A 17027-nucleotide genomic window follows, 5' to 3' on the forward strand; every position below is an offset into this window, starting at 1 on the left:
CAATGAATTAAGGTTTTCTTGGTGGCAAAGGTATGATGCGATTTCTAGTGGTTTGTTTGTTGATGTTTTGTAGCACGTCGGTGTTTGCATCTATCACTGAGTACGTTGTCAAACAATGGAATATCCAAAATGGCTTGCCATCACAATCATTAAAAAGCATTGCGCAAGACGAACAGGGTTATATGTGGCTAGGCACCCAGTTTGGTCTTAGTCGTTTTGACGGTAATACATTTACTAACTTTAATACACAAAATAGCGATTTTTTACCAAGCAATGGTATCAACAAGCTATTAGTTGATAGTGATGGTTTGCTGTGGGTTGGCACCAAAAATGGGTTAGTCACACTCGACCCCGAAACCATGATGTCGCAAACTTTCAATGTGAAAGGCCCCGTGCGGGACATTTTAGAAGACTCAAAGGGCAGTATTTGGATTGCTGCGAATGGTCTTTATTATGTTGCTCGTAACCAGGTAGCACTGCAACAGAACTCAGCGTTAAGTGTTCCGGTGTCTAACGCGACCGCAATCACGCAAATTGTGGGTTCTGTCAGTCAAATGGCGCTCTCTCCTGAAGGAATTTGGCTGGTAAATGAACGTCACTTACTGCGCTTAACCAATACCTCATCTGATTTTGCGAAACTGCGCTTAGAGTTAACCGCAAAAGTCTCACTTCCCGAGCGTTTAGCACAAACGATTATCCATGATATGGCTTGGCTTGAAGGTAACTTGTATCTTGCTTCTGAGCTGGGTGCTTACTTTCTTGATTTAGACGATGAACTACGCCCATTTCCTTTGCCTAATGCGAGTAACTCGGCGGTGTATAAATTCATGAGTGACTCCGATGGGGCATTGTGGATCTCAACCTATGGGCGACTCTTGTTCCGTGATAACTCGGGTGACTGGCAATGGGTAGAGCCGAGCCAACTTGATCAAAGTATTTGGTTTGCAGATATCTTCCGCGATAACCAAAATAATATTTGGTTAGCAAGCTTTAGTGAAGGTTTATGGCTTGCACATGAAGGGCGTATTGAGCGCCACTCAGCAATTTCTAACATGACCGAGGCGGTAATGGCGATAAGCCAAGCCCCCGACGGCAAGCTGTGGGTTGCTAACCGAAGTGGTGTTGGCTATTTCGATTACAATAAAAACTTTGTTAACAAAATCCCTAGTAATCAATTTGGTCGTGCCGCCGTGCACGATTTGCAGTTTGATGGTGATCGCCTTTATATCGCAACAGGTCGTGGCGTTTTTTATTACGAGAACCAAAGTTTATATACGGTGCCCGGCCGTGCATTACGAGACAACCCAGTGTTTGCTATTAGTCGCTCCAATAAAGGAGGATTTTGGTTAGGGACTGGGCGCGGTATGTATCGTTTAAGTTACGGGGGGCTTACTCCATTTGCCTATAACGCGTTCCTTGGTAGTAAATTTATTACTTATGTACTTGATGAACAGAACTTTGGTCTTATCGGAACCAGTAAAGGAGCTTACTACTTTACCGACCGCGGTATTGAAAAAATAGGCGACCAAACAAGCTTAGAAAGTGCCTACGTCACCAGTATTTTAAACATTGAAGGGGTTGGCATTTTAATAGGCTCATTAAATGACGGCTTATTTTATCGCAGTACAAAAGGGCAGTGGCGGCAGCTTGATGCCACCGATGGTTTACCTTATGGCTCTATTTTTAGTCTAGTGTATGACAAGCAGTTGAAGCGTATTTGGGTTAGTACCATGAAAGGCGTATACCGTATGCCGGTTGAACAGTTTGGTACTGATATTGAAAGCTTGAAAGTGGAGCAGGTTATCTCATCGTTTGATCGTCAACTCGATGGTAAAGCGAGTCAATGTTGTGCGGGGCTTGGCCATGATGCGGTTGCAGATACAGGAAATTCAATTTGGTACCCAAGCTTGCAAGGTGTTGTTGAGATTCCGAAAAGTGTAGAGCTTTTTGGAGTGAAAGCATTAAAGCCACGCATTGAAAATATTGTTACTCCATTGCGCCATTTGAGCACCGCAACATTAGGTAACAAACCTGAGCTGCAAATAGATGAGCGTGACATAACGATTAAGTACACAGCGATTGATTATTATGCGCCTTCAAGTATTGAATTTCGTTATCGATTAAGCGGATTAGACAATGATTGGCGATACGCGAATACGCGACGTGAAGCTATTTATACTAACTTACCCCCTGGTTCTTTCTTATTTCAGCTTGAAGCAAAACGCCGGGGTGAAGATTGGAAAAAAGCACGCCGAACAGAGTATTCATTTATTGTACCGCGCCGCTTTGATGAAACTATTTACTTTAGGTTGCTGATCACCAGCAGCTTTATTCTATTGTTTTATCTTGTATTCTGGGTGTTTAGAGCGCAAGAGAAGCGTAAGCAATTGGCGCTGGAAAGTTTGGTTACTGAGCGTACCGTAGAGCTTCGTGAGGCTAACGATAAACTTAACCAAGTGAACTCGCAGCTTAAGTTAGTCAGCCACTCTGATGAGCTAACGGGGCTTCGTAGTCGTCGCTTCTTATTTGATCAATTACCGAAAGACATTGAACACTTTCAGCGAAATTCACAGTCATTGCAGGCACAAGGTAAATCGTTGGTACTGTTAATTATTAATTTTGATAATTTTAGCCGTATTAATGACGCGTATGGTCCGCTTGCAGGCGACAGCTGTTTACAACAAATGGCTACGTTGCTTAATAGCCGTACTCAAGGTTCCGACTACGTGGCTCGATGGAGCGGCGATGAGTTTTTACTCTTACTGCGCGATTTTAAACGCACCGCGATAGATGATTATGTTGCAGAATTATGTGAAGCAGTGGCGAGTAACTCATTTAGGTTACCAAATGGTGAGTCGACAACAATCACCGCATCAATCGGTTGGTCGTTTTATCCATTGCCTTTATTAGGCGGCCAAGTAATTGGCTGGGAAACGTCTGTCAATTTAGCTGATATTGCACTGCATCAAGTTAAAAAGCGCGGGGGTGATGGTGTGGCTAATATTACCTTTGATGAGCAGCTAGATGCATTTGAGTTTGAACAAACCAATAATGTTGATCAGCAACTCAGTGTTTTACAAGAGAATGGCCTAGCAGACATCAAGATTTGGATGCGCTAGATATGATTTTTTGATTTACTAATATATAGTGGTGATAACATTTTGTTGGAGTTGTATTTAAAAGGAATGAAATATGAAAACAATGAAAGTAATTTTAATTTCTCTTTTGTGTCTTTATTCGTTTAGTGGTGTAGCAGATATTCAATCTGAGGCTTTTTTTTGCAAGCAATGTACAAGTAAAGACATTGCTAGAACAATAGCAAAAAATGAGTACGTAAACCCTAAGAAGTGTTACCCAGAAGACCCTAACCGCCCAATGAACGATGCTAATATGATTTGTAGCTCTGTTCAGAAAAATGTGGTTTTAGTTAACCCTGACACGAAAGCTGTTTATAGTTTTTTATTAGGGCACAGTAACGTTGCTCCAATTTTTCCTACCCTAGCATTAGACATGACACTGAGCCAGAATCAAATTGAAGGCTACCAAGCTGTTGTTGATTACAATGCTGCGCTTAATTATGCAGTAAGCAATATTCAAAATTATAAAGCAATTAACTCTCAGTATTTAATGACTTTTAATGCAAAGGCTACGCGTACATCTTCATCGGCATCTTGCCCAGATAATTCAGCTTTATCCATCATAGTCGAGCCGAATAAAATAAATCAGCTCAAAGAGTTGATGAATTTATCTCTAATGTTTAACTTAGAAAGTTCTCCAAGCGCAGACGTCTTAGATCGTATTAACAATTCAGGGCGAGTCAGCTCCACTAGTGTTGGAGTTAACCTAATGGGTGTAAATTTCACCGTACAATACACTGATGAAACGAAAAAGCCTACCCTAATTTGGGAGTTTGAACAAAGCGAAAAAGAAAGTTCGTTCAAAGATGGTTTAGTTTTTGATTATGAAATCTACCTTCATGATTCTAATGGCGCGCCACGTGCCCGTTACACTATTATTGATGAAGCATCGAGAGTTGCAGGCATGACTCTTTCAGCTCTAAAAGGGCATGATGCAGGACCTTCAGTAATTGACAATGAATGTACTCTAGATAAGTTAGCAGAATTGAATGAAACAGGCATGTTCACTAATTCAAATGGAGATGTTTTAGGTTTTAATGGTTCAGATGGGGCTACAAATACTGTAATTAACGGTGCTGGAAGCGGTAGAACATGCACAATCTTTTTTCAGCAATATGGAACTGGTGACACTATAGTATTCCGTGTTCCTAGGTCAATGTGTAATTAAAAATGCCTTGTCTATTACTAGAGAAGGCATTGTGAGGCTAACCAGGGCGCTTGTTACCTAAGCCCCCTTTTTAGTTTTAATGGTTAAGCCAAGCCGGTAAAATAGCCACTGACTCTGGTGCCGTGAATGAGTAACTCACAGTCGCGGCAATATCACCACTTGGGCTATTTAAAATATTATCGAAGCGCATTACCAAACCATTCGACTTTTCAGCGACATATAAATGGTTGCCTGTATACATAATATCAACGGGGTTACCAAGCTGACTAGCTGGCCCTGCAATGTTGACGCTTACATTGGTTAAGCCGCTTGCTTTTGATGCGTTATTTAACACGTAAATTTTACCGTCGGTAGCATCGGCTGCACTGCCTACATCTGACACTATCAATGAATCACTTAGAGGATCATAATCAATACCATGAAGGTTAGTTGGCGCTGCAAACGCCGTACCGCCGGATGCTGGTGTGATCAAACGGTCTTCTCCAGTGATGGTTGTCATGCCTGCCATTAATTTGCTTTTCACTTCGTCAAATACTGCAACTGTGCCATTAGTCAGGGCAACAAATGCTTTGTCTGTTGCAGGGTCATAATCAACATCCCATGGGCGAGCACCGCCGTTGGCTGTTAAAGTCATGAGTGGGCTAACATTGCCCGTTGCACAGCTCGAAAAGATTAAAATACCAGGGGTTGTGGCATTAAATTCAGCCACAAATACCATGCCATTATCAGAGGCCACATCGATACCTTTAGGTGAAATGATACCTGTATTTGCTCCAGTGATTAGCCTGTCTTGGCTGGTTGTAAATGTGTCGCCATCACGATGGGTTGCTACTTTGTTCGAGACAACGAGACCGCCTATTGATGTCGTTGCATTATCGTACGTGGCATAGCTTGTCCCTGATTTGTCGAAGGCGACACTTTCAATGGTTTGACTTGCATTATAGCTGGCAAGCTCTGCAGTCAAGGGGGCATTAATGCGGCTAATTTGACCGGTTGTAGCGCCTAGTACAGCTGGGTTGCTACTGACAGCAACGCCCAATAATGGCATGTTAATCATGACACTGTCAGAGCTATCTTGCATACCATTGTGCATGACTGTAGGTGTGATTGATTCAGGCTTTGTGGTTGCTGTCACTAAGTCAGGAGCAATATCACCGCTGTCACCAGCGAAAATATTGCTAAACACGAGTACGGCATCATTTGATTTTTCGGCAACACGTAAATCACTGCCTGTCAGACTAATATCAACCGGATTGCCAAGCATAGACATTGGGCCTGCGATATGGCGGTCAACTGTGACCATGCCATCAGCCTGTGATGCATTTGAAATAACAAAGAGCGCACCGTCGGTTGCATCAGATGCACTTCCTACATCAGAGAGCACTAATTTATTAGTATGTGATTCAAGTGAGATGCCATGAAGGTTCACTGATATTTTGGCGCCGGTTTCATCGCTAGGGGTAATTGTCCGCGCGGGTGTAGCTGCAAAGCCGCCCATCACATAGTTATCATATACGGCCACATCACCATTAGTGAGTGCAACGTATAATCGGTCGTTAATTTCATCGTAGGTTAAATCCCACGGTTTTGCGTCTGTCACTGTGCTGGCCAGTGGTGCAACATCTCCTGCGGCTTCTTTACCGAACACCGTTACTTGCATACCATTAAAGTCAGCAGCAAAAATTAGCCCGTGCTTGTTTGAAATAGTGATGCCTTTGGGGTTGACTAAGGTGCTGTTTGTACCTGATATCATTCTATCAACGTCACTGTTATACATCCCGCCATCACCTCGGCTGAGAATCTGACACACTGTGCTGATTGCCCCATTGCCCGAATCGGCTGCTTGTACAAGGTTACCTAAACTGTCGAATACGACACCTTCATTTGCCCCAGTGTTAAAACTTGAAAGCTTAGCGGCATTTTGATTGATAACATTGACTGTCCCCGCATTTTCTTGGCCATTATTAGCGAGAATAAAGGTGGCAGCTGCAAAACCGGGTGCACCATCGTTACCATCCATACCGTCTGAACCATCAGTGCCATTTGTACCATCTTGACCGTCAACGCCATTGGCTCCGTCAGCACCATCTTGACCTGCAACACCCTGAGCACCCATCGCACCGTCTTTACCGTCGTCACCACTACATCCACTTACGCCGAGTAACACGGCTAGTGTTAATGCACAAAGAGTAAATTTTGTTAGTGTTGAATCTGTGTGAGTATGTAGTGCTATTTCATCATTTTTAAACGCTTTCATTTGTTCATACCTTATTTAATAATCCATCAAAAAGTGAACAGACAACGTGTAGTGCTCAGAACCGCTTTCAAAAGCATAACCCTTGCTCACGAGTTAACCTCATTGAGTAAACGGGGAAGGAGGGTGATTGGATGCAGGAAAAAATAACTTTTTTAGTGTTTGTTTTTATATTATTGATTTTAAAATTAAAAAAAGGAGCATTATGCTCCTTTTTATTTGAACTGATTGTGTAAGTTAAGCAATAAAGGCTTTAATGCTGGCTAAAATACCGTTTGCATCTAGGCCCATTTCGGCATGCATTTCTTCCTGCGTACCGTGCTTTATAAACTCATCAGGGATACCCAAATTCAAGATAGATGCATTGGCTTTAATGGTAGCAAGGTATTCATTAACTGCAGAACCTGCACCGCCAGCAATCGCGTTGTCCTCGAGAGTGACAATCACATCGTGCTCGCTTAGTAAGTCGCTAATTGCCTGTGTATCGAGTGGCTTAATAAAGCGCATATCAAGCAGGGTTGCATTTAATGCTTCTGCGGCAAGCTGTGCATTATCTAACAAGGTTCCAAATGATAATATGGCCACCTTGTTTCCTTGTTTTATTGTATGGGCTTTACCAAGTTCAATTGCATGCATCTGTGCTTGCACTTCACAATGGCCAGCGCTACCGCGCGGATAACGTACCGCAACCGGTTGATTACATTGATAGCCAGTATAAAGCATTTGGCGGCATTCATTGGTGTCACTCGGTGCCATGATGATCATGTTTGGTATACAGCGCATAAAGCTTAAATCGTAAGCACCTTGGTGTGTTTCACCGTCGGCGCCAACAATACCTGCACGGTCAATGGCAAATAAAACAGGGAGGTTTTGCAGTGCAACATCATGAATTAGTTGGTCATAGGCACGTTGTAAGAAACTAGAGTAAATAGCAACGACAGGCTTTAAGCCTTCGCACGCAAAACCTGCAGCGAGTGTCACGGCGTGTTGTTCTGCAATGGCAACATCGAAGTACTGTTTAGGAAACTCTTTTGAAAAGCGTACCATGCCCGAGCCTTCTCGCATTGCAGGGGTAATTGCCATGAGTTTGTCGTCTTGTTTTGCCATGTCACAAAGCCAATCACCAAACACATTCGAGAATGTGGCTGCGCCCGGTTTTGATTTAGGCAATTTTGACATGCTAGGGTCAAATTTCGGTACCCCATGGTAGCCAATAGGATCCGCTTCAGCAGGTTTATAACCTTTGCCTTTTTGCGTTTTTATATGCAGTAATTGCGGCCCTTTAAGGTTACGCATATTACGCAGGGTATCGACCAACATATTCACGTCGTGGCCATCTATTGGGCCGATATAGTTTAAACCTAACTCTTCAAAGAAAGTGCCTGGAATGACCATGCCTTTCAAGTGCTCTTCCATTCGGCTGGCAAGTTCTTTTACGGGCGGTAAACCCGAAAGTAGCTTTTTACTGCCTTCTCGGATATTGGTATAGAAACTACCTGATAAAATGCGAGCGAAGTGGTTGTTTAATGCGCCCACGTTTTCTGAAATCGACATTTCGTTATCATTTAAGATAATCAGCACATTTGGGTTTACATCACCCATGTGGTTCATCGCTTCAAATGCCATACCCGCAGTAATGGCACCATCACCAATTACGGCAACTGTTTTTCGATCTTTACCTTCTTTTTCTGCCGCAATTGCCATGCCTAGGGCTGCAGAAATAGAGGTGCTAGAGTGACCTACACTGAATGTATCGTATTTACTTTCTTCACGGAATGGGAAAGGGTGTAAGCCATCCTTTTGACGAATCGTATGCATTTGGTCACGACGACCCGTTAAGATTTTGTGTGGGTATGCTTGGTGACCCACATCCCATACTAAACGATCTTCAGGGGTGTTATAGACATAATGCAGCGCAACAGTTAACTCAACAGTGCCTAATCCTGATGCTAAATGACCACTACTTTGCGAAACTGAGTTCAAAAGGTATTCACGTAACTCTTTACTAAACGCAGGTAATTTGTCTTGCGCTAAATCACGCAGTTGTGCTGGTTCGTCAACCAAACTTAATAATGGATACTTGCTACTATCAAGTGTCATGTTTTTTATACATCCTTCGCTAACCAGAGTGCATTATAGCCCATAGCGGCTCTGATTTTTTAGTTATTTTGTCTTTCTTTTGTAGGCACTAATAGTTACGTTCAACTATATAGCTGGCAAGGCTTGCCAACTCATTTGTGTCGTAATCTATTGCCTCAAGAGCCTGATGAGCTTGGGCAAGTAAATCTTGCGCTTTTTGTTTAGCACCTGCCATGCCTAATAAAGCAGGGTAGGTTGCTTTATTAGCCGCAATATCTGACCCTTGAGGCTTTCCTAATGTTTCAGTATCAGCTTCAACGTCTAGGATATCGTCTTGTACCTGAAAAGCCAGACCTATCGCTTGACCAAATAGATTTAGTTGCTGCAATGTATGCTGATCACAGTGAGTCGCGCACAAAGCTCCCAGTGTAATTGCACAATTTAAAAGCGCCCCAGTTTTCAGTTGGTGGATACGTTCCAATTGCTCAACACTGATCACTTGATCGGTAGAGACAATATCCAGTGCTTGTCCCCCAACCATACCTTCAATACCTGAGGCTTTGCTTAATGAGGCTATCATTTTAACCTGTTGTGTCGCTGGCACCGTAAATTGATGATTAGCAATTAAATCAAATGCAAGCGTTTGCAGTGCATCGCCGGCTAAAATTGCCTGTGCTTCGCCATAAACAATGTGGCAAGTTGGTCGGCCTCGGCGTAAATCATCATCGTCCATTGCCGGCAAATCATCGTGTACAAGTGAGTAACTATGGATACACTCAATGGCTGCTGCAAGTACATCTAAATCGGCTTTGTTTGCTCCCATCATACGACCGGTTGCGTAAACAAGGTACGGGCGTAAACGCTTCCCCCCATTTAAAACACCATAATGGGTTGCGTCTTTAATTGTTTGTTCGGTATTAAGTGGCTGGTCAAAATAGCGATTTAACATGGCTTCAACATCGTGTTGAGCACGTTGTAGTTGTTCTTTTAATTGCACTGAATTAGTCCAGGTTTGAATCAAAGTTGCTCAGAGGAGCTTGGCTATCGTTGCCCATTAAAATGGCCACTTTTTGTTCTGCTTGCTGTAATTTACCCGATGAGGCATTTGCCAGTGCAATACCACGTTCAAACTGTTTAAGTGACTGTTCTAAAGACAGTTCACCTTGCTCCATTTGCACAACTATTTGAGATAATTCATCCAGCGCTTCTTCAAAGCTTAAGTTTTCTGGTTTCTTTGCCGCCATTGTGGCCTCGATAGCTATTAGAAAGTGAGGCCAATTTTAGGGGGAATGCTAAACTAGGTCAAAGAATGATGTGTTTTTTTACGCATAAAGCGATTTCGATATGCTATTTTTACGCTTTTAGATACAGCTTAAACTTGTAGCTTAAAAATCTTACATTAAAATAAAATTAATTCATTTAATGATTTAAGTAATTCAATTGCTTGCCGATAAGCAGTTAATAATAAAAATTTGATGCCTGAGGGTGTCGTGTTATTTTCCTCTGGAGGGGTATGTGGATTTAGCAACCATAATAGGTATTCTTGGTGCCATAGGCTTAATTGCTATGTCGATGGTGTTAAGTAGTGACGGCCAAGTTGCAATGTTTTACAACACACCTTCGGTGGTCATTGTATTCGGTGGCTCGATTTTTATTGTGTTATCAAACTTCACCATGGGACAGTTTTTGGGGATAGGGAAGGTTGCAGCTAAAGCCTTCATGTTCAAAATTGAATCTCCAGAAGAGTTAATTGAAAAAGCAGTTGAACTAGCTGACTCTGCACGTAAAGGTGGCTTTCTCGCGCTGGAAGAGGCTGATATCCCCAATGCGTTCATGCGAAAAGGGGTTGATATGCTGGTTGATGGTCATGATGCCGATGTTGTGAGGGCTACGCTACAAAAAGATATTTCTTTGACATCTGCACGTCATGAACATGGTGCCACTTTATTTAAATCGCTTGCTGATATCGCCCCGGCAATGGGTATGATTGGTACGCTGATAGGGTTGGTTGCGATGTTATCAAACATGGATGACCCTAAAGCGATTGGTCCTGCTATGGCGGTGGCCTTACTTACCACCTTATACGGTGCATTTTTAGCGAATGTTATTGCTATTCCTATTCAGGTAAAGCTTGAGCTTCGTAAAGACGAAGAAGCACTAAACCAGCGCCTCATTTTGGATGCGGTTTTAGGCATACAAGATGGTCAAAACCCGAAAGTAATTGAAGGGATTTTGAAAAACTATTTAGCCGAATCTAAACGTAAAGTAGATACTGAGGAGTAGGCATGTCTGATCAAGAGTGCAAATGTCCGCCCCCTGGCCTGCCAGCTTGGATGGGCACGTTTGCTGACTTAATGTCGTTATTAATGTGCTTCTTTGTACTCTTACTTGCTTTCTCAGAAATGGATGTACTTAAGTTTAAGCAAATAGCAGGCTCGATGAAGTTTGCTTTTGGTGTGCAAAATAAGATTGAAGTAAAAGATATTCCCAAAGGAACCTCGGTGATTGCAATGGAGTTCACGCCAGGTAAACCTGAGCCCACGCCGATTGAAACGATTCAACAACAAACCGTTGAAATGACTCAGCAAATGTTAGAGTTTCAAGCGGGTGATGAAAGCTCTGCTGGTGGTCGCCAAGAGCAACGAGGTAACAAGCGCGGTGGTGAATCGCAAAGTACAGCGCAAGAGCAAGCGATGGAGCAGTCAATTTCAGCGGCTGATCAAGAGCAAACTAATGAGCTTGTGAAAAAAATTGCTCAGCAATTAGAGCAACAGATTATGGATGGGGCGATTGAGCTTGAGTCGCTTGGTCAGCAAATTATTATCCGTATTCGTGAAAATGGCTCATTCCCATCGGGCAGCGCATTTTTACAGCCTAAATTTAAACCTATCATTCGTGATATAGCGACCTTACTTAAAGACGTACCTGGTGAAATTACGGTGTCTGGCCATACCGATGATTTTCAGGTTTCTAATGAGCTATACACCAATAACTGGGATTTATCTTCGAAAAGAGCGGTGGCGGTTGCCAGTGAAATGGAAAAAGCCTCAGGTTTCGATAAGTCGCGCATGGTGGTTGTCGGGCATGCTGAAACACGGCCGCTTGTTCCCAATGTGACCGATGAAGATCGCCGACGTAATCGACGTGTCGAGATCTCTATAATGCAGGGTAAAGCGCACGAGTCAGACCCTATTGATGTGAGACCATAAATCTATTACAGTAAAACTTCGTTAACAGATGTAATGGAGTATACAAATGAAAAAAATAGATAAGTACTGCTACATGCCAGGTAATGGTAGTGGTGATGATGATGATAAAACTGATTAAGGTAGGTAATTTTGCCTGATTGGTTTGGCTCCATCATATCAATATTAAATAATAGCTGGGTATTCATGTTGAGCCCAGCTATTTTCGTTTTCTATCTACAAAAAGACTGGTTTGCCTTTCGGTTTGCACTAATCACAGCCTGCTTCTTTTTATACGGCACGTTGATTCATGACCATTTACGTGGTTTTGATGATATTTATGTCTGGCGCTATGTAGTGTGGGCTTTCAATGATATTGCTTGGATGGCTGTAATTGCGTATTTAGGGATCAAAGATAAAGTTTATTTGTGGCAGAGTGTGTTGGGTCAACTTGTTGTTATTATGGCTCCTATTTTACAACTCTTTCGTTTAGTCGATCGCCATCTTTGGGACTTATCGTACAGCACATATATGTATAAGACGCTGCTGCCTCTCATTAATATTGCTACTGTTATTGTGTGTTATTTACCACTGATTTACTTACTAACACGGCGAGCAAAGCACGCTTAACTTATTCCTAAGTTAAAAACCCTATGCTAGACTACTGTTCATATAAACAGTATCTAGTGTTGCTTTATGAAACTTTACATTGCCGAAAAACCTTCTTTAGCACGCGCTATAGCAGATGCGCTGCCAAAACCTCAAAAAAAGCAGGATGGTTTTATTGAACTTGCCAATGGTGATTGTGTTTCATGGTGTATAGGTCATTTACTTGAGCAAGCGGAACCTGATGAGTACGATGAACGCTTTAAAAAATGGCGTTTTGAACATTTACCTATCGTGCCAGAGCAATGGCAACTAAAGCCAAAACCAAAAACGCGCAAACAACTTACCGTTTTAAAAAAGTTAATCAAACAGGCTACTCAGATTGTACACGCAGGTGATCCTGACCGCGAAGGGCAATTACTTGTCGATCAAGTGATCGATCAAGTTAAACTTAGCCAAGCAAAAAAGCAGCAAATACAACGTTTACTAATCAGCGATTTAAACTTAAATGCAGTAAAAAAAGCACTCAATAATTTGCGGTCTAATCGCGAGTTTATTCCATTAAGTGTCTCTGCTTTGGCTCGTTCACGCGCTGATTGGTTATTTGGCATGAATTTGACTCGTGCTTATACATTAGCCGGTCAAAAAGCTGGATTTGGTAATGTGTTATCTGTTGGCCGTGTGCAAACGCCTATCTTAGGTTTAGTCGTCAACCGTGATATTGAAATCGCTAATTTTACAGCCAAGCCTTTTTATGAAGTATTGGCCCATCTAAAAACCCAAAACCAGCAAACATTTACAGCTAAGTGGCAACCGAGTAAAGCGTGTGAGCCGTATCAAGATGACGAAGGTCGCGTGTTGCACCGAGGGCTTGCAGAAAATGTTGTATCGCGAATAACTGACCAGCCAGCAACGGTATCAGAGCTTGAACAAAAGCAAAAAAAACAACAAGCACCTTTGCCCTATAACTTATCCGCTTTACAAATAGATGCAGCAAAAGCGTTTTCGATGCCAGCACAAAGTGTGCTCGATATCTGCCAAAATTTATACGAGCGCCATAAATTAATTACTTATCCTCGTTCAGATAATCGTTACTTACCAAAAGATCATCACCGTGAGGCTGCGGGCATTATTGCTGCAATTGCGCATAATAATGGACAACCTAATGAAGCATGCAATAAAGCTGATAGCAGTAAGCGAAGTAAATGTTTTAATGATAGCAAGGTCGCTGCGCATCATGCGATAGTGCCAACAGTTAAACAATTACGTACTGCAGCCTTAAATGCCGATGAGCAAAAGGTTTATAGACTTATTTGTCGCCAATATTTAGCTCAGTTTTATCCAGATTATATTTTTAATGAAACCAAAGTGAGTGTGATGATTGCGGGCGGGCTTTTTAAAACAACAGCTAAGCAAGATGTTAGTCTGGGCTTTAAAGCATTAATGGGTAAAACAGAATTAAAGGACGAACAAACACTTCCCCCATTAGAGAGAGGCCAGCAACTGCATTGTTACGAAGCTCAGCTCGTTGACAAAATGACGTCACCGCCCGCGCATTTCACAGACGCCACTCTATTAAGTGCTATGACGGGCATTAGTCGTTATGTAAAAGATTCAGAAATCAAAAAAATACTGAAAGAAACTGATGGACTTGGAACAGAGGCCACGCGAGCGGGCATTATTGAGTTACTCTTTAAACGACGTTTTCTAAAACGCCAAGGTAAAAGTATTATTGCTACAGAAACTGGGCAAGCGCTTATAAGTGCCTTACCTCTTGCGTTAGCGAGTCCTGATTTAACAGCGAAGTGGGAAGCTTCTTTGAGTAACATTGCTGAACAGCAAATGAGTTATCAGCAATTTTTAACACCGCTACTTGATGAATTGCAGCAACTTGTTGAACAAGCCAAACACTGCGATAGCCAGGTATTTGCGCAGCTACCAAAAACGCCACCTAAGCGGCGTTTTAAAAGAAAAGCAAAATTTAAGGCTAAGCCAGCTTAGCCTTAAAACGGTTATTGATTGAATAATGCGACAGCGGCGTTGCTCATCGCAGTTATTCCTGTGGGTAGGGCTTTTTTATAATCTGGCGCAAATTTACTGGAGTGCAGTGAAGGTAAAGTGTTACCCGATTTTATTGCATCATTGTACTGGTTAGGCTCGACACCCCCTAACCAAAATAGCGTGATAGGGACATGGTGCTCTGTACGGCCATACAAACCAAAATCTTCACCTGCCATTACTGCATCTGCATCAAGTACATTTTCTTCACCAAGTGCACTGGAAATCGCATTACGTACAACATTTGTTTGTGCGGGGTTATTATAAGTTGATGGAATAGACTCATCTTCATGAACGTATACCTCTGGGATTAAGCTTTCATCCAAACCAGCACTCAGTGCAATACCTTTACTAATTCGTTTAATCGCCGCAATTTGCTGCAAACGTACTTCGGGATTATAGCTGCGAAGTGTTAATTGCAGTTTCACTTCATCAGAAATGACATTATGTTTAGAACCACCATGAATAGAGCCAACAGTAATGACCGAGGGTTCTAATGGAGAAAGCTCGCGACTGGTTATTGTTTGTAATGCTAAAACAATGCGCGAAGCGATAACAACGGGGTCAATTGTTGTATGTGGGTAAGCACCATGGCCCCCTTTGCCTTTTACAGTGATATCTACAGAGTCAACACTGGCCATGGTATATTCATTTTTCATGCTCACTTTCCCCGCAGGGACGCTCGCACTAACATGCAGCGCAATGACATGATCTGGGGTCGGATATTGAGAGAAAAGTCCTTCTTTTAGCATGGCTTTTGCACCGCCACCAACTTCTTCAGCGGGCTGTGCTACCATCATTAGCGTGCCTTGCCATTGATCTTTGTGAGATATTAATTGCTCTGCGGTCCCAATAAAAGAGCTCATATGGATATCATGGCCACAACCATGCATCACACCAACAGTCGCACCGCTGTCATTTTTCACAGTGACTTTAGAAGCGTAAGGCTTTCCCGTTTGTTCAACAATAGGTAATCCGTCAGTATCTGTGCGGATCATGATAGTTGGGCCTTCACCATTTTTATAAAGGCCTACAACCCCGTAACCACCCACATTATCAGTCACAGTAAAACCAAGCTTTTTAAGTTCTTTTGCTAGTTTTTGACCTGTTTGCTTTTCGTGATAAGACAATTCGGGTGTTTGATGTAAATCTAAATAAAGCTTTTCGATATTTGGCATTGATTGCGTTAGATTTAAATCCAATGATGCGGCGTGAGCAAGTGGACTAAGGAGTACTAATGCAGCACATATGCGCGATAATTTCATAATGACCTCGACTGAGTGGGCTTGTAATTGTTATGTTCGTCACCATATAAAAACCTAAATGAATATATAGTGCAATCGATCACATGAACAATATGATAAATCTTACACCGCAGAATCTGCAGCAAGCATTGGGTGAAACATCTTCAGAAAAACTAGTGCTACTTAGTTTTTATTCTGCACAAAACCCAGAATGTCATCAGCAAGCTGCAATTTTAGAGAAAATAGCCAGCGAATATGGTGAGCATTTATTAGTAGCAACACTAGACTGTGATGTGGAGCAAGCGCTGGCGTCGCAATTGGCACAACAAATTGGATTGCAAGCTTTGCCTACATTAGTATTGCTAAAAGATGCTGCTCCTGTTGATATGTTGCCAGGCGCACAGTCTGAGCAGCAAATTCGTGATGCACTTGCAAAGCATTTACCTGCACAACATGAGTTATTACTTGAACAAGCTAAACAAGCCTTAATTAATCAAGATCTAAACAATGCTTTTAATTATGCCAAGAAAGCGTATGAGCTAGACCCAAGTCATACGCGCGTAAAATTAGTGCTCGCGGATATTTGTATTCAAATTCATAAATTAGATGATGCGCAAGCTTTATTAGATTCAGTTGATGAAAGCGAGCGCGATGCTTATTTTACAAACATTAAAGCTAAATGTGAGCAGGCATTGGCAGCAACAGACTCACCAGAGATAAAAGCGTTACAAGTAAAAGTAGAAAAGTACCCGAACGATTTAGAAATAAAGCTGGAATTAAGTAATGCATTTAATGGAGCAGGGCGCAAAGAAGAAGCATTAGAGTTATTGTTTAATGTACTTAAGAAAGATCTAAACTTTGCAGATGCAAAACCAACATACCTAGAAATTATTGCTTCATTACCAGATGGTGATGCGTTAGCTTCAAAGTATCGTCGTAAACTCTACAGTATCTTGTATTAATATTTAGAAAATGAAAGAAAGCGTCATTTAAATAAGGGCGCTTTTTTTATTTTTAAAACTTGCTTATTACCTAATTTCGATAATACTTAAGATCCTCTCGAGAAAAGTTGGCTGTATTTTGTACAGTAAACTGTGTTTTTTACTGCCTTTAGCTTGTTTTTTGCGCGAAAGGTAAGTTTTTAGTAGTTTTCTGCAAAAAAGTGCTTGCGTAAAAAATCCATCTCCCTATAATGCGCATCCACTGACACGGCGGGCAGCAACGAAAGACGCTGAACAACGTAGCAGAGAGTTAAGTAAAACTTCGGTTTTAAGTCTTCGAAAGAAAGTTTAAAAT

At 42.0% G+C, this 17027-nt stretch carries 12 protein-coding genes; 7 read left to right on the forward strand and 5 right to left on the reverse strand.

Features of this window, described 5'->3' with window-relative positions; all coding sequences use genetic code 11:
• Window positions 1-32: 32 nt before the first annotated feature.
• Together ACSSVW_RS10690 and ACSSVW_RS10695 are read left to right on the forward strand one after the other, a co-directional pair.
• A complete protein-coding gene (locus ACSSVW_RS10690; protein WP_065979734.1) occupies window positions 33-3119 on the forward strand; it encodes a ligand-binding sensor domain-containing diguanylate cyclase in 3087 nt (1028 codons plus the stop codon).
• A gap of 73 nt (window positions 3120-3192) precedes the next feature.
• Window positions 3193-4305, forward strand: a complete 1113-nt coding sequence (locus ACSSVW_RS10695; RefSeq protein WP_036966338.1) for a hypothetical protein — start codon at window positions 3193-3195, stop codon at window positions 4303-4305.
• 76 nt (window positions 4306-4381) lie between these two features.
• On the opposite strand, the gene ACSSVW_RS10700 is transcribed toward ACSSVW_RS10695, so the two are convergent.
• The 4 genes from ACSSVW_RS10700 to ACSSVW_RS10715 form a co-directional block, all read right to left on the reverse strand.
• The gene (locus ACSSVW_RS10700; RefSeq protein WP_075594060.1) at window positions 4382-6562 is read right to left on the reverse strand and encodes a hypothetical protein; all 2181 of its coding nucleotides are present in this window, start codon (window positions 6560-6562) and stop codon (window positions 4382-4384) included.
• A 234-nt stretch (window positions 6563-6796) separates the two neighbouring features.
• Complete coding sequence (dxs, locus tag ACSSVW_RS10705) at window positions 6797-8659, reverse strand: 1-deoxy-D-xylulose-5-phosphate synthase (RefSeq protein WP_454179277.1); 1863 nt, start codon at window positions 8657-8659, stop codon at window positions 6797-6799.
• A gap of 88 nt (window positions 8660-8747) precedes the next feature.
• Window positions 8748-9635, reverse strand: coding sequence for a (2E,6E)-farnesyl diphosphate synthase (ispA, locus tag ACSSVW_RS10710; protein ID WP_454179278.1), 888 nt, complete (start codon window positions 9633-9635; stop codon window positions 8748-8750).
• A 4-nt stretch (window positions 9636-9639) separates the two neighbouring features.
• Complete coding sequence (locus ACSSVW_RS10715; protein ID WP_036966344.1) at window positions 9640-9882, reverse strand: exodeoxyribonuclease VII small subunit; 243 nt, start codon at window positions 9880-9882, stop codon at window positions 9640-9642.
• A gap of 271 nt (window positions 9883-10153) precedes the next feature.
• Here ACSSVW_RS10715 and pomA point away from each other — a divergent pair, with 271 nt between their 5' ends.
• From pomA to ACSSVW_RS10735, 4 genes are all read left to right on the forward strand, one after another.
• Window positions 10154-10921, forward strand: coding sequence for a flagellar motor protein PomA (gene pomA, locus ACSSVW_RS10720; protein WP_036966347.1), 768 nt, complete (start codon window positions 10154-10156; stop codon window positions 10919-10921).
• A 2-nt stretch (window positions 10922-10923) separates the two neighbouring features.
• The gene (locus tag ACSSVW_RS10725; RefSeq protein ID WP_036966350.1) at window positions 10924-11847 is read left to right on the forward strand and encodes a flagellar motor protein MotB; all 924 of its coding nucleotides are present in this window, start codon (window positions 10924-10926) and stop codon (window positions 11845-11847) included.
• Window positions 11848-11976: 129 nt separating this feature from the next.
• A complete protein-coding gene (locus tag ACSSVW_RS10730; protein ID WP_036966353.1) occupies window positions 11977-12453 on the forward strand; it encodes a hypothetical protein in 477 nt (158 codons plus the stop codon).
• Window positions 12454-12519: 66 nt separating this feature from the next.
• Complete coding sequence (locus ACSSVW_RS10735; protein WP_454179279.1) at window positions 12520-14430, forward strand: DNA topoisomerase III; 1911 nt, start codon at window positions 12520-12522, stop codon at window positions 14428-14430.
• 11 nt (window positions 14431-14441) lie between these two features.
• On the opposite strand, the gene ACSSVW_RS10740 is transcribed toward ACSSVW_RS10735, so the two are convergent.
• Complete coding sequence (locus tag ACSSVW_RS10740) at window positions 14442-15752, reverse strand: M20 metallopeptidase family protein (protein ID WP_454179280.1); 1311 nt, start codon at window positions 15750-15752, stop codon at window positions 14442-14444.
• A gap of 83 nt (window positions 15753-15835) precedes the next feature.
• On the opposite strand from ACSSVW_RS10740, the gene ACSSVW_RS10745 reads away from it, so the two are divergent.
• Complete coding sequence (locus ACSSVW_RS10745) at window positions 15836-16693, forward strand: tetratricopeptide repeat protein (RefSeq protein WP_075594062.1); 858 nt, start codon at window positions 15836-15838, stop codon at window positions 16691-16693.
• Window positions 16694-17027 lie beyond the last annotated feature (334 nt).

This window comes from Pseudoalteromonas sp. MBR-15, assembly GCF_053628915.1.